The following is a 14131-nucleotide window of genomic DNA, read 5'->3' as shown; positions in this document are numbered from 1 at the left end:
CGCCTTTTGTCGCTAAAGTTAACTCGTTGAATAATAAGGATTGTTAGTGTTTAGTATTTTGATGTGGCCGCTATGGCAGTAGCTGAGACGCTACTTAACAGCTTAATGTGAGTAGTGATCTCGCTACTGAGATGGCGCTTTCCCTTTGCGACCATCCAACTCCGGCAGAACGATGCCCAATTTCTTTATTCGGCGGAAAAGGGTGGTTTTGTGAATATGAAGTTCTTTTGCCGCAGCCAACCGGTTATAACCATTACGTTCCAAGGCCGTCTGTATGGCTTGGATATCCACAAAATCATGTGCCGATCGTAATTCCGATGGCGCGCTTTTTGATGGGTCGTGCGCCGTCAAATCATCAGGCAAATGGCCAACCCCTATTAGGCCATCGTTACACATTATGAAGCACCGCTCGATGACGTTTTCCAGTTCTCTGATGTTTCCGGGCCAGTCGTGAGCCATCAGCAAAGAAAGCGCCTCTGTCGTAATCCCCGTAACGAATTTGACTTGAAGGCGGTTGAAACGCTCTATGAATTGGGTCACCAAAAGAGGGATGTCTTCTTTGCGCTTTCTCAAGGGTGGCAGTTCAACGCGGACTACATTGATCCGGTAGTAAAGGTCCTCCCGAAACATGCCCTTGCGCATCTGTTCCCCTAGGTCTCTATTGGTGGCGACAACGATCCTGGAATCGGCGATCTCAGACCTTGTAGCCCCCAGCGGCTCGTATGTCCGATCCTGAAGCACTCGCAGGAGCTTCACCTGAAGGGCCGGACTAATCTCGCCTATTTCGTCCAGTAAAATAGTCCCCTTCTTGGCAATAGCGAAGCGCCCAGGTTTATCTTTCGTAGCCCCGGTAAAGGCCCCCGCTTTGTAGCCAAATAGTTCTGATTCCAATAATGTGTCCGGCAAAGCCCCACAGTTGACAGCGATGAACGGACCGTTTCGTCGTGGGCTCAGGCCATGAATCGTACGGGCTACCAGTTCCTTTCCTGTGCCTGTCTCTCCGAGAATCAAAACCGTGCTTGGGCTAGCGGCAATGGCAGGCAGAGCTTCCAATACTCTCTGCATCACTGGGCTTCGGCTTGCAAAATCGCCCACTTGAAATTTTCCTTGCAGTTCACGGCGTAAAGCTTCGAGTTCGCTCAGGTCACGGAACGTTTCGGCGCCACCTATTAGCCGACCATTGTCATCCCGTAAAACGGCGGTTGAAACACTGATAGGTTTGCGTGAGCCATCAGCCTTGATTATGTATCCCGACTTTCCGATGATGGGCTTGCCGGTTTTCACGGTCTGCTGAAGGGCGCAGTCAGCGCCGCACATACTGCACCGGAAAACCTCCGAGCAAAGATGACTCATCGCTTCTTCTCGCGAAACACCTGTTATTTCCTCGGCAGCCCGGTTAAACGACGTAATTCGCCAATCGAGATCAACTGTGAACACCCCATCTGAGATGCTCTCCAGTATGGCCTCTGTCGGTGTCATAGATTTCCTATGGACGTGTTTCGCGTTCATTCCCGCATTCTGTGTTTGCGCCGCTAGATGATTACACCTGATTTTTAAACGGCTCGTATTGATTTGAGCGCCTCAATGATCTCTTCAGGATCGAGCCGCTTGGTATAATCGATGTCAACGTAGGCTTTAAGAATCTTTCTGTCCTTGCCGATAATGTAGGTCGCTGGAACTGGAAGTTCAAAGTGACCATCTCCGGTAGGGGTCAGATCAACCCCATAACTTGTGTAAAACTGTAACAAATCCATTGGTAGCCGAAACACTATCCCAAACTCACGGGCAACTTTGTTATCAACATCACTAAGAACCTCAAAGCTCAATTCATTCTTCTCTACTACGGATATTGAATCATCCGGTGTTTCAGAAGAGACAGCAGCTAGGGACGCCCCTAGTGCTCCTATATCCTCAATCCTGCGCTGCAACGACCGCAACTCAATATTGCAGTATGGTCACCATCCGCCTCGATAAAAAGACAAAACCAGGGGGCCTTTCAATAAAAGACTCTCAAGGGAAACGACAAAACCTGTAGCGTTTGGAAGTTCAAATTTTGGCGCAATATTTCCTTTCCGTAAACATGAGTTGGATATTCCCGATTGCGATAATTCTTCTTGGACTCGGTCCATTATTTCAAGCTTATCCTGTGGAATAAGTTTACGGCTGGTGGCCTTCCATCTCGCAAGTATTTTGTTCAATGACATTATAGATCCTTGGACTTAGAGTTAATTACCGAGGTTTTGAGTCTTAACAGTTTCATAAATCATCTCCACCCAAAACACAACGAGTCCCAGAGAAAGAACAGGTTCATTTTCCTTATCAAAAACTCTATTGCCTCACCCCAACAAAAAAGCGGCCTTGAAGGCCGCTTTTTCTCTGTTTAATATCGGTGATCTACATCAAGACACTTTAAACTTGTAGATCTCGTTTGTCTTCGGGTCAATCACATGAACAGCGCATGCAATACAAGGATCGAAAGAGTGCACTGTCCTGAGTACTTCAAGAGGTTTCTTGGGGTCTGCGACAGGTGTGCCTATTAGCGCATTTTCAACAGCGCTCTTCTGACCCTTTGCGTCTCTTGGTCCGAGATTCCAGGTAGAAGGAACAACTTGCTGATAGTTCTTGATCTTGCCTTTTTCAATGTTGATCCAGTGACCTAAAGAGCCTCTCGCGACGTCATTGAGGCCCATGCCCTGGCCATTGACGGTTTCATCAAGTTTGTAATCGGTAAATGTGCGAGTATCACCATTCTTGATGTTTTCGATGAGTTCCATGGTCCACTTTTCGGCGGCTTTAGCGTTAACTAGGCATTTTATGCCTCTGGCGCCGATTCGGCCTAGGGTAGACATCAAAGCTTCCGGCCCTATTCCAAGCTTCTTCATAACCATGTCGGTTGTTTCTTTGATTTCCTTGTTGCCGCCCACATAAGAAACGAGGCACTGGGCCAACGGACCTACCTCCATGACTTTACCGTCATATCTGGGGGCCTTCATCCAGGTATATTTTCCGTCCTTGGAGTTGGTGTCAGGAACCGCTCCTTTGAGCGCATCTCCGGAAAGAGGTTTGGTAACCCCTACAGCGGGATAGAGCGGGGCGCCATTTTCATACCACGCCCTGGTCACATCTTCGGTTATCTTGGTCGGATCAACCGGCAGAGACTTGAGCTGACCATCCACTATCATGCCACGTGGGAAGTAGAAGCTCTCAGGTTCTTTATCGCTCTCTGGGAAATCGCCATAAGCCAAGAAGTTTTTGTTCCCGCCGATTTTTGTCCAATCCTTGTAGAAAGAGGCTACCGCCAGCACATCGGGGATGTATACGTCCTCTATAAACGCGATCTGTTCTTTCAGCATGTATAGATAATGGGCGATGCGGTCAGCGTCGAGTTGTCCAACAACAGTGACTCCACCAGGTAGATGACCCTGGAGGTGCGGGTTCTTTGCGCCCCAGATAGCGGTCATCTGAGCTGCGTGGACCTGCTGTCTGAGGTTATCCAAATAGTGACCAACCGCCATCAAGTTGGCTTCCGCCGGTAGCTTGTATGCGGGGTGACCCCAGTACGCGTTGGCGAACGGTCCCAGTTGGCCCGAATCAACAAACGCCTTTAATTTGCCTTTCAAGCCTTCATAATACTTCTTGGACTGTGGTCTCCCGCTTACAGCGTTTGACAAGTCGGCAGTTTTTCCTGGATCTGCCGATAACGCTGAAACCACGTCAACCCAGTCAAGGGCGCACAACTGATAGAAGTGCACCGGATGGTCGTGCATATTTTGAGCGGCATGCGTTAGATTTCGGACTAGTCTGGCGTTGGGTGGGATTTTGATTTTTAGAGCGTCTTCAACTGCTCTGACTGACGCGAGAGAGTGCACAAGAGTACACACGCCACATGATCTTTGGGTAAGCAGGTGGGCGTCACGGGGATCGCGTCCCTGAAGAATGATCTCAAGTCCCCGGAATAGCGTCCCGCTGCTCCAGGCGTCCTTGACCTTACCATTCTCCACTTCAACTTCTATGCGTAGGTGACCCTCGATTCTCGGAATTGGGTCAACGACGACTCGTGCCATGTTTAGCTCCTTCTTATTAGGTTATCAAATTGGTTGTAACAGTTTGGCGGTGGTACCAATCTAATTATTTCTGGACATAGAACGGGCTCATGTTGTCCCAGAAACCGGGCTCACTGCAACCGATGCACGGGTGACCTGCGCGGATCGGCCAGTTAGTTCCCTGATTCCATTGTATTATTGGACAGTTGTTGTAGGTTTCCGGCCCTGCGCATCCAACTTCATACAGGCACCATCCTTTGGCTGCGCCCTCGTCTCCAAACTGCTTAACGAATTCTTTGTTCTCGAAGTGACCCCTTCTCGGACAGTTATCATGGATCAGATAACCATAAGCAAACAGCGGCCTGCCCTTGTCATCCAATGCAGGGAGCTTACCGAGTAACAGATAATGTACAATCGTGGCGACCATATTGTCGGCGTTAGGAGGACAACCAGCAATATTGACTGTTTTAATGCCGGTGGCAGCGCCGACGCTCTTGGCTTCGGTCGGGTTGGGTTTGGCTGCCTGGACCCCACCATCACACGCGCAAGCGCCTACACAGATTGTAGCCAGAGCATCTTTACACACATGGTTGGCAACATCGAGGAATGTCTTACCATGAACCTTCCCGTAAACACCCTGGTCTTTGGTAGGTATCGCGCCCTCACAAATACATAAGTATTTGCCTTTCTGGTCCTTAACAGTTTTTTCAAGAATTTCTTCGGCCTGGTCTCCGGCCGCTGCCATGATAGTCTCATGGTACGCCAAGTCTATTACGTCCAGAATAATGTCTGCAGCCCACGGATAGGTCGTCCTGATGAACGACTCAGTGCACCCGGTACACTCTGCGAAGTGCATCCAAACCACAGTAGGTCTCTTCTTCTGCATGGCCTCGGCAATTCGCGGAGCGAAAGACATTGGCAGGCCAAGGACAGTCGCCATCAAACCGCAGAACTTCATAAAGTCGCGGCGCGAAACGCCCTTTAAAGCCAACCTTTCGTTCAAATCGACATGATTGTCCATTATTATCCTCCTTGCATGGACTCTTTGGTGTGACTTAGTATGTCGCTCCTTCCGGTCCCACCGACCCGCTCTTACGCTTCAAACTGACGGGTCGACGTTTTGCGAACTCAGAATAGAGCTTATATGTGACCAAGCAAAGTTTACAAAGGGTTAGCCTTTGAAAACAACCTTCACAATACTATGAAGAAAAATCAAAATCAAGGCAGTAAATTCAATGAAATTAAAGTGTTACCTTTGGTTACTTTGTGCTACCAATCGCGTGAACAGGGCGGTTTCATCACAAGAAAAGATTCTTTTCCCACCAAAATCTGTTGGCTAAGCCTCGTGGCCAACGTATTAAATCAAAAAGGATCAAACGCTTTTTTCCGCACATTCTAGCGTATAATCAATGTCAGAATCCGCGTGGGCGACACTCAGAAACCACGCCTCAAAAGCTGAGGGAGCCGGATAAATCCCCTGATCGAGCATTTTAGAGAAAAACGCGGTGAACTTCGATTTGTTCGCATTCATTGCCTCTTCATAGTTGCTGACAGAATCAATTCCGAAAAATATCGATAACAATGAGCCCACTCTGTTGATTATGTGTTTCTCGCCCTTTTCAGAGAATATTCTTTCCAAACCTTTGGCCAGTTGTTCGGATCTCTGTTCGAGTACTGGATATGGGTTGTCTCTTTTTAGAATTTTCAACGTGGTCAGCCCGGCGGCTACGGCCAACGGATTTCCTGAGAGGGTTCCAGCCTGGTAGACGCCGCCGACAGGAGCCAGGAACTCCATTATATCTCGAGGTCCTCCAAACGCCCCAACAGGCAGGCCCCCTCCGATTATTTTTCCTAGACAAGTCAAATCAGGATGGACTCCATACAGCTCCTGAGCGCCTCCTATGGCGACCCTAAATCCACTTATTACCTCGTCAAAAATCAGAAGCGATCCATATCCGGAACACAACTTGCGGAGGCCTTCCAAGAACCCAATTTTGGGAACCACCACGCCCATGTTTCCTGCAACAGGCTCAACGATTACTGCGGCTATATCATTTGGCAATAATTCAAAACATTTTCTCGCTGATTCCAGGTCATTATAGGGAAGGACTATCGTCTGTTCAACGAGGGCTTTGGGAGCGCCCAGAGAATCAGGAATTGAGAACGTGGCTACCCCGGAACCAGCCTTGGCCAAAAGCGCGTCGCTGTGGCCATGGTAGCAACCTGAAAATTTAATTATCTTCTCCCTGGCCGTGTACCCTCTGGCAAGACGAATGGCGCTCATGGTGGCTTCTGTCCCGGAACTAACCAGCCTGACCATTTCAATCGAAGGCACTAGATCCGCTATTAGTTCAGCCATCTCTACTTCGCGTCTCGTTGGAGCCCCAAACGACGTTCCTTCGCTCATTGTTGAAGCAAGCGCCTCGAGAATTTCGGGATGGGCATGCCCCAAGATCAGTGGACCCCATGAACAAACATAGTCAATGTAGGTATTTCCATCTTCGTCAACAATCTTACATCCTTTACCGGATTTTATGAAACGGGGCTTCAATCCCACAGAGCGAAAAGCTCTAACGGGTGAATTCACTCCCCCGGGAATCCGTTTAATGGCCCTGGCATATAGTTCTTCGGAAATTGAATTGCTTCTCGTCAATTTTACGCCTCCTGAGCGAGTTAACTTCAACTCCTAATCAATCTTCAAAATAGGTCATGCTGACTTTTTTCAATTCGCGTTCGCTGAAAAGAATTTCGTATTCAGTAATTCCCGCCGTTCCGGCCATTTCTTCGATCGTAGACAGGCACTGCTCTCGTGAGGACGAGTGTATCATTGTAAAAAGGTTCCCTCCCTTGGAGCCGAATGATGGCCTCTCGTAACAATGCGTCACTTCAGGAATACTAGAAAACATGGTCCCAATCTCTTCAACTCGGTCTGGAGAAACCTTCCATACGACCATACCGTTGAAATTTATCCCTGCTTCGATGTGTCTGATCATAGCGCCAATTCTGCGAATAATTCCCGATTTTATCAAGCGTTCAATTCTTCCTATCACTTCTTCTTCGGAAACACCCAGACTCTCGGCCATAGCGGCGTACGGCTCGGGTATTGCTACAAGGTCACTTTGTAGGGTTACAAGAATACCCTTGTCAATCGGGTCAAGCTTAATACTAGACATTTTAACTCATTACCTTTTATGATTTGTTTAACTTATACTTTGACCAGTCAAATGAACAAAGAAAAATATATGTTCTGTTTTGTATTTGCCATGGGAATGGAGGCGGCTCCCTTTCTCCGACGGGTCGAAACGAGACGTCGTTGGAAAGTTGGCCATGCGACCAACCGTGAAGTTTTTTTTGAAGGCAAGAGAATTCTGGTCACAAGGTCCGGAATCGGCTTTAAAAAAGCTTTAGCGGCCAGCCAAAGCATTGGGGACAAGTCGCTGTCAATGGTCAGTGTGGGAACTTGCGGAGCCTTGGTAGAAGGTCTAAGACCCGGCCACATTCTCATAGCGAACGAGACTGTCCTTCAGGAAAACCCTAATGTCCGCTACAAGTGCTCTGAAGCGCTCGTGAGTAGTTTGCAGCTAGCGTGTTCGCGGGCCGGAGTTGAATATCGGGTAGCTCCGATAGTAACGGCCTCAAAACCCGTGTTTGCTCGTTCCGATCGGGAAACGCTACACAGGAATTCAGGGGCGCACGCCGTTGACATGGAAAGCCACGCCATAGCGATTGGGGCATCATCAGCAGGGTCGGCTTTCGGGGTAATCCGGGTGGTGTCAGATGGAATTGAAGCGCCACCTCTTCCGGACCAAGCCATACTAAAAAATTGGCGCAAACAATTGAGCAAAATCCACGAAAATGTTTGGCCTTTAATTCGATGGTGGAGTTTTCTCAGGACATTTCACAAATCAATAGGCATGTTGGACGAGCCACTAGTGGAATTGACCAGGATCCAGGGGGCTTTCTCTTCACATGATGTCGTCCGGTTGCGTTCTGATTGATGTTGAGGTCATGAAGCGCCGGCCTGTATTCATCAAAAGATTTGTGCTAGAAATGGAGAAGCGCCACTCGGATTTCATATAAATAGCATTTTCGTTAAACTGTAATGAGGAGTCAAGTTGGATAATCAGAGCCTAATCCCAACCCACAATCCTAGAGAACGTGTTTTTGAGTGCTCTGTCTATTATGAAGACACTGATTGTATGAGTGTAGTATACCATGCGAATTACTTGAAGTTTCTGGAACGCGCCCGTTCAGAATACGTATTCGACCGACTTGGAGTTGGTATCGTAGATTATCACAACCGTGGTTACCTATTCATGGTTCATAAGATCGAAATTGCGTACCATGCGCCTGCCAGGCTAGGAGACGTCCTTGCGATTAGAACATGGATAGAGAAAACTACTACCTTTAGACTGGTAGTCAAACAGATCATAATCAGAAAGGGACAGCCCAGAGATTATCTGGTCACTGCGACGGTAACCCTTGTAGCGGTGGGTGATGATGGACAGTTGCTGGAGATTCCTTCCGAGTTTCACAAACTTTAGGTTATGTTGACGCGAGGAGTTGGCGATATCTTGTTTGTGGTTGCACAGTATTTTTTTAGCCTCACGAGTTCGAGAGTTAGAAAACTCACCTTTGTTATTCCCTTGGTTGTGTTGACTTTTGTCTCAGAGACTTTTTCTTCAATAGCTCAAGAGCGTCTAGTGACGAAAGTGATACGGGTTTCGGGTCTTCGGGGGCAGATACAAAATTTTTCTTCAGCCGTTCTAGCAACCATCCCTGCAGATATTTTTCCGGATAACCGCACACGTTTTGATTTCAATGAGAAGCTCAAGGATGAGATCAATCCCAAGGCTCTGCTGGAAGTTGTGGAAAACTCGTTTGAAGAAGAATTGGATACAGAGAAACTTGATCAAGTTATCAAATTTTATGAATCTAACACGGGTAGAAAAGTGGGACGGGCTCAAACAGAAGCTTTATCCTCAAACATTATCAAGGCTATCCGCGAAGGCAGAAGAACGGCTTCCAGTCTTGACGACGAAAGGCGTCAGATTATTGAGCGGCTGATCAGCGTCCAGAGGGTTTCTGAAAACAACATTTTGTTTAGAGGGTTGATTATTAAGTCGTTGGGGTCTGCAAATCTGTATGATCCATACGGAAGTAACCTGGAAAATGAGACAAAGAAAAAATCCATCCAGCCATCAAGGGCCAACGAACCGGATTCATTAGCGCAAACAGCGCTAGTGTGTTTTGCTTACACTTATCGATCGCTAAGTAGTTCGGATCTGGATTCCTTCCTGGAATTCGAGGAATCGGAAACAGGGCAGTGGTTCAACAGTAAAGTGTCCAAAGCTTTTCAGCAAATTGTTGTCATCGCTGTAGGTTCTCTGGATAAGTGTATGAAAAATATTGGGCGCGGCTCGAAGAAAGAATAAACTGGGCTTATAACTTTTGAAAGCCTGCTATCGTGCAGTTTCTTATGAATATTAGTAAAACGAAAAAACTGATTCTAGAAATAACCGGGCTCCTTGCAGCCATTCCTACGCTGGTAATTGTCCTGAGTCTATTGTTTCAAGGTCATGTGACGGCAAAGGAATCGAATGCGTTTAGAATCTATAAAGATCCATTGGGGCGATTTTCTTTAAAATTCCCGATCACGATGAAAGTTCGCGAGATCAGCGCTAATGAAGTGAACATCTATCATCCGAAAGCATCATTCAGAATCAACGTGTCAATAGAAAAGAGTTTGAAAAAGGGTAAGCCTGACGCTGCTGCTTTCATAAAAGCGTTTAAGCAAAATTTCAAGTTAGAAACAAAAGATCCTCAAATTATAAAAGAGGGGGCAGTTCACGGCATGGGGGGCGCCCAAGCGTTTATCATATACTCTTATACAGACAAACGAGGGATCAGATTAACCCAACTGTGCCAATACTACTCCACTGAGAGTCGATTTCTTCAACTAATAATTTCAGACAGGGCCGAAGGCTTCAAAAACCTGGAGTCGGTAATATCTGAAATTCACGCATCGTTGAGGATCTTGAAACCCAACCTGGATTGATTCTTTCTACACATATCCGAGAAATTCAAAAATGAACGACTTTCAATTGGTTTCAGATTTCCAACCTCAAGGTGATCAGCCTCAGGCGATTCAGAAGTTAGTAGCTGGGGTAAACTCAGGAGTAAGGACTCAGGTTCTGTTGGGGGTGACAGGCTCCGGCAAAACATACACCATGGCCAATGTGATAGCGCAATCAGGAAAAACATCTCTCGTCCTCGCCCCTAACAAGACACTCGCTGCACAGTTGTTTAATGAATTTAAGGACCTTTTCCCTCATAACGCCGTAGAATATTTTGTATCATACTACGACTACTATCAACCAGAGGCGTATATCCCGCAATCGGACACTTTCATCGAGAAGGATTCAAGCATTAATGAGACGATCGACAAGATGAGGCATTCAGCCACCAGGTCTCTTCTAGAGAGAAAGGATGTCATCATTGTCGCCTCTGTCTCGTGTATCTATGGGCTGGGTTCACCAGAAGCATATCAAAATATGCTGGTCCATCTCATACAGACAGAAGAGACCGACCGCGACGAAATCCTCAAGAAGCTAGTGGAGATCCAGTACTTGCGTAACGACTTAGATTTTCATAGGGGGACTTTCAGAGTACGCGGCGACGTTGTAGAAGTCTTTCCAGCTTATGAAGAAGACCGAGCCATTCGAGTTGAGTTTTTCGGGGACACTGTAGAAGCCATTTCGGAGATCGATCCGCTAAGGGGGAAAGTAATCCGCAAGCTTGACAGGATTGCCATTTATCCAGCTAGCCACTACGTTACTGAAAAATCAAGACTAATTAAATCAGTTGATCTAATCCTTGAGGAGATGCGTGACCGTGTGGAGTTTTTCAGATCAACTGGTAAATTTATAGAGGCGCAGAGGATCGAAGAACGGACCAGATTCGACGTCGAAATGCTGAAAGAAATGGGATACTGCAATGGGATAGAGAATTATTCGCGGTATTTGACCGGGAGGGCCCCCGGACAACCACCACCTACCCTGCTGGAATACTTTCCAAAGGATTCCCTGTTCCTGATCGATGAATGTCACGTGAGCATACCGCAACTAAGGGGCATGTATCGCGGTGACCGCTCTCGAAAGCAAACTCTGGTCGATTACGGGTTCAGGTTACCCAGCGCTTTGGATAACAGGCCCTTAACTTTTGAGGAATTCGATGCGTTGGTCAATGAAGCGATATTTGTGTCGGCCACACCAGGGCCATATGAATTGGCTGAAGCAAACGGTCACATAGCTGAACAAATAATAAGGCCAACAGGGCTAATAGATCCGGCCATTCAAATTCGCCCGGCCTCAGATCAGGTAGATGATCTGCTTCACGAAATCAGGAGAAGAGTAGAAAAGAATCATAGAGTCTTGGTAACAACGTTAACCAAGAAAATGGCTGAAGATCTTACTGAATATTATGCAGGGCTTGGTGTCAAGGTGCAGTATCTGCACTCTGAGATTCACACAATCGAAAGAATGGAAATTATTCGCGATCTTAGATTAGGCAAGTTTGACGTGTTGATCGGTATCAACCTACTACGAGAAGGCCTCGACATCCCGGAGGTTTCTCTAGTAGGCATACTTGACGCGGATAAAGAAGGATTCCTCAGATCTGAACGATCCTTGATACAAACAGCCGGCAGGGCTGCCAGAAATATAGACGGATTGGTAATCCTTTACGCCGACACTATTACGAACTCGATACAGAGAACAATTGATGAGACTAGCCGACGCAGAAAACTTCAAATGGAGTTCAACGCGGAACACAATATAACCCCGGAAAGCATTCGAAAGAATATCAACGACATATTGTCATCTCTGTCTGAACAGGACTATGTCACCGTAGATTCTTCGGAAAAACAAAGATCTGAAATTAGAGTTAGTGAAATTCCAAGCACTATCAAGAGGCTTACCAAGGAAATGTTTGCGGCTGCTAAAAATCTTGAATTCGAAAAAGCGGCTGAGATAAGGGATCAAATCCGTGACCTTGAAAGAACAGCCATAAAATTTGGAGCGGCCTGATTGGGTATTAAATTCACCCGGGCAGAGCCCTCATCCAAAAAGCTCCTCCGATTCTTCAATATCAGGCAATTGTGGCAAACAGCTCAAATCATTTAGGCCAAAGACCTGCAGAAATATTCTTGTTGTCGCGTAAAGCAGCGGCCGACCCGGCATATCATCACGACCTATGACGGCGATTAACTCCCTCTCTATTAGATTCTTAATGGAACTGGAGCTTTCCACTCCTCTTGTTTGTTCTATTTTGTGCTTTGTTACCGGTTGGTTATAGGCCACTATGGCCAGTGTCTCCAACGCGGCCCGACTCAAACGCCACGGTTTCAGATCCTTCAGGGCCTGAATCCAGGGAGCGATTTCCGGCAAAGTTCGAAATTGATATCCATTATCGACACGGGTCAGGCAGAATCCCCCTCTTCGCTCCAGGTACTCGTTTTCCAATTCATCGAGAGCCGTCTGAATCTCATCCTTAGATGCCTCGGAAACAACCTTCCTTATAGCTTCAATGCCTATTCTATCTGAACTGGAGAAAATCAACCCTTCAATTACTGATTTCAGCCGGCGTTCGTCCAATTCTCTCCCAATCCTTTTAAAAGATTCCAGTCCCACGTTCATAGCACATGGAATACTGATTTGTCGCGTATTATTTGATGCCGGGACATTTTATGTTACAATCAGCTAACCTAACACCAGTAGCGAAAATTCAAGGAAAAGGTTTTAATATGAGATTTGTCGAAGACAATCCCAAAGGAATTAGGAGCGCTGAAATCGTCGTAGGAATTCCTTCGCTAAATGAGGCCGACTTAATATCCTTTCCGACTCAGCAAGCGGATCGTGGTCTCACAAAATATTATCCTGAAAAGTCCGCGGTAATTGTAAATGTCGACAACCACTCCCCGGACAATACCCATCGATCATTTATGAGTACGGCTACAGAAACCCCCAAGATTTATATCTCCACTGAAGAGGGCGTTACAGGAAAAGGTAACAATTTAAGAAACCTTTTTCAAAAGGCCTTGGAACTTCAAGCTAGAGCAGTGTTAGTGATTGACGCTGATCTTCAGAGCATCGCTCCCATGTGGATTAGAAACCTTGCAGAGCCTTTGTTCGACGAATATGATTTTGTAGCGCCTTTGTATATACGCCACAAATATGATGTCACTGTTACAAACAGCATTGCCTATCCTCTGACAAGGGCGCTGTATGGCCGTCGTGTTAGGCAGCCTATAGGAGGAGATGTCGCGTTTTCAGGACGAGTCGCTAGGTCTTTTGTCGATTGTGACATCTGGAATGAGGCTATAGCCCATTTTGGAATTGATGTCTGGATGACAACAAACGCTGTAAAAAAGCATGGATCAATAATTCAATCATTCATGGGAAGACCGAAAGTACACAAACTTAGGGACATTGACTCACAGGTGGGCATGCTTTTCGAAGATGTTGTCGGAACGATGTTTGAACTGATGGTCAATTTTGATTCTTTTTGGAAAGACGTCAGATGGAGCCGCCCCACTGCTGTTTTCGGTTTTGGGCTTGGTGACATGGAAGTTCCTCCTCCAGTAAATGTGGATACACATCAGCTATGGGACAAATTTGTTACTGGGGCCCGTCAGAAATGGGAGCTGTACTCCGCTGTCCTGGAAGTAGAGGACCTCAACAAGCTGGAGGAAGTTATGGACATCCCTGCTATGGGGTTTGAATTTCCATCTGGGCTATGGGCCAAGTTAATCTACGACTTTGCTATTGCATACAGACAAGCGTCTATAGACCGGGGAGAGTTAATCAGATCCATGATTCCGCTACATTATGGCAAGACATTGTCTTTTGTGATTGAAACTGAGGCCATGAACAATCAACAGGTGGAAGAGTTTATTGAGGATCAGTGTCTACAATTTGAGAAAACAAAGCCCTACCTGCTTGAGCGATGGGGTTAAACGCTGAATTGACTACAACTAAAGCCTTGCAAAAAAAAGGAATGGTTTCTGTTCCCGTAAAGGAGCCTGATAA

14 protein-coding genes are annotated in these 14131 nt (G+C 46.7%); 6 read left to right on the top strand and 8 right to left on the bottom strand.

Annotation, left to right across the window (positions count from 1 at the left end; translation table 11 throughout):
• Window positions 1–123: 123 nt before the first annotated feature.
• The 7 genes from WC647_16355 to WC647_16325 form a co-directional block, all read right to left on the bottom strand.
• Window positions 124–1509 (bottom strand): sigma 54-interacting transcriptional regulator, encoded by a 1386-nt coding sequence (locus WC647_16355; protein ID MFA6223879.1) that lies wholly within the window; start codon window positions 1507–1509, stop codon window positions 124–126.
• Window positions 1510–1553: 44 nt separating this feature from the next.
• Window positions 1554–1943: a redoxin domain-containing protein gene (locus WC647_16350; protein ID MFA6223878.1), complete on the bottom strand. Its 390-nt coding sequence runs from the start codon at window positions 1941–1943 to the stop codon at window positions 1554–1556.
• 12 nt (window positions 1944–1955) lie between these two features.
• On the bottom strand, window positions 1956–2204 hold the full coding sequence (locus WC647_16345) for a hypothetical protein (GenBank protein MFA6223877.1): 249 nt from the start codon (window positions 2202–2204) through the stop codon (window positions 1956–1958).
• Window positions 2205–2399: 195 nt separating this feature from the next.
• Window positions 2400–4064 carry a nickel-dependent hydrogenase large subunit gene (locus tag WC647_16340; GenBank protein MFA6223876.1) on the bottom strand — a complete coding sequence of 555 codons (1665 nt, stop codon included), beginning with the start codon at window positions 4062–4064 and terminating at the stop codon, window positions 2400–2402.
• A 64-nt stretch (window positions 4065–4128) separates the two neighbouring features.
• Window positions 4129–5064: a hydrogenase small subunit gene (locus WC647_16335; GenBank protein MFA6223875.1), complete on the bottom strand. Its 936-nt coding sequence runs from the start codon at window positions 5062–5064 to the stop codon at window positions 4129–4131.
• A gap of 351 nt (window positions 5065–5415) precedes the next feature.
• Window positions 5416–6696 (bottom strand): glutamate-1-semialdehyde 2,1-aminomutase, encoded by a 1281-nt coding sequence (hemL, locus tag WC647_16330; protein MFA6223874.1) that lies wholly within the window; start codon window positions 6694–6696, stop codon window positions 5416–5418.
• A gap of 37 nt (window positions 6697–6733) precedes the next feature.
• A complete protein-coding gene (locus WC647_16325; protein ID MFA6223873.1) occupies window positions 6734–7216 on the bottom strand; it encodes an AsnC family transcriptional regulator in 483 nt (160 codons plus the stop codon).
• A 51-nt stretch (window positions 7217–7267) separates the two neighbouring features.
• Here WC647_16325 and WC647_16320 point away from each other — a divergent pair, with 51 nt between their 5' ends.
• The 5 genes from WC647_16320 (at window position 7268) to uvrB (ending at window position 12130) form a co-directional block, all read left to right on the top strand.
• Window positions 7268–8041, top strand: coding sequence for a hypothetical protein (locus WC647_16320; protein MFA6223872.1), 774 nt, complete (start codon window positions 7268–7270; stop codon window positions 8039–8041).
• A 117-nt stretch (window positions 8042–8158) separates the two neighbouring features.
• On the top strand, window positions 8159–8587 hold the full coding sequence (locus tag WC647_16315) for a YbgC/FadM family acyl-CoA thioesterase (GenBank protein ID MFA6223871.1): 429 nt from the start codon (window positions 8159–8161) through the stop codon (window positions 8585–8587).
• A 36-nt stretch (window positions 8588–8623) separates the two neighbouring features.
• Entirely contained in the window at window positions 8624–9478 is an 855-nt protein-coding gene (locus WC647_16310) for a DUF2059 domain-containing protein (GenBank protein MFA6223870.1), read from the top strand.
• Between the two features lie 44 nt (window positions 9479–9522).
• Window positions 9523–10101, top strand: a complete 579-nt coding sequence (locus WC647_16305) for a hypothetical protein (GenBank protein ID MFA6223869.1) — start codon at window positions 9523–9525, stop codon at window positions 10099–10101.
• Window positions 10102–10132: 31 nt separating this feature from the next.
• Window positions 10133–12130 (top strand): excinuclease ABC subunit UvrB, encoded by a 1998-nt coding sequence (uvrB, locus tag WC647_16300; GenBank protein ID MFA6223868.1) that lies wholly within the window; start codon window positions 10133–10135, stop codon window positions 12128–12130.
• 30 nt (window positions 12131–12160) lie between these two features.
• On the opposite strand, the gene scpB is transcribed toward uvrB, so the two are convergent.
• The gene (gene scpB, locus WC647_16295; protein MFA6223867.1) at window positions 12161–12697 is read right to left on the bottom strand and encodes an SMC-Scp complex subunit ScpB; all 537 of its coding nucleotides are present in this window, start codon (window positions 12695–12697) and stop codon (window positions 12161–12163) included.
• A 149-nt stretch (window positions 12698–12846) separates the two neighbouring features.
• On the opposite strand from scpB, the gene WC647_16290 reads away from it, so the two are divergent.
• Window positions 12847–14058, top strand: coding sequence for a glycosyltransferase (locus tag WC647_16290; GenBank protein MFA6223866.1), 1212 nt, complete (start codon window positions 12847–12849; stop codon window positions 14056–14058).
• Window positions 14059–14131: the final 73 nt, after the last annotated feature.

It is taken from the genome of Desulfomonilaceae bacterium, from assembly GCA_041662605.1.
Taxonomy (GTDB): domain Bacteria; phylum Desulfobacterota; class Desulfomonilia; order Desulfomonilales; family Desulfomonilaceae; genus CAJBEZ01.
This window is presented reverse-complemented; position numbering and strand designations above follow the sequence as displayed.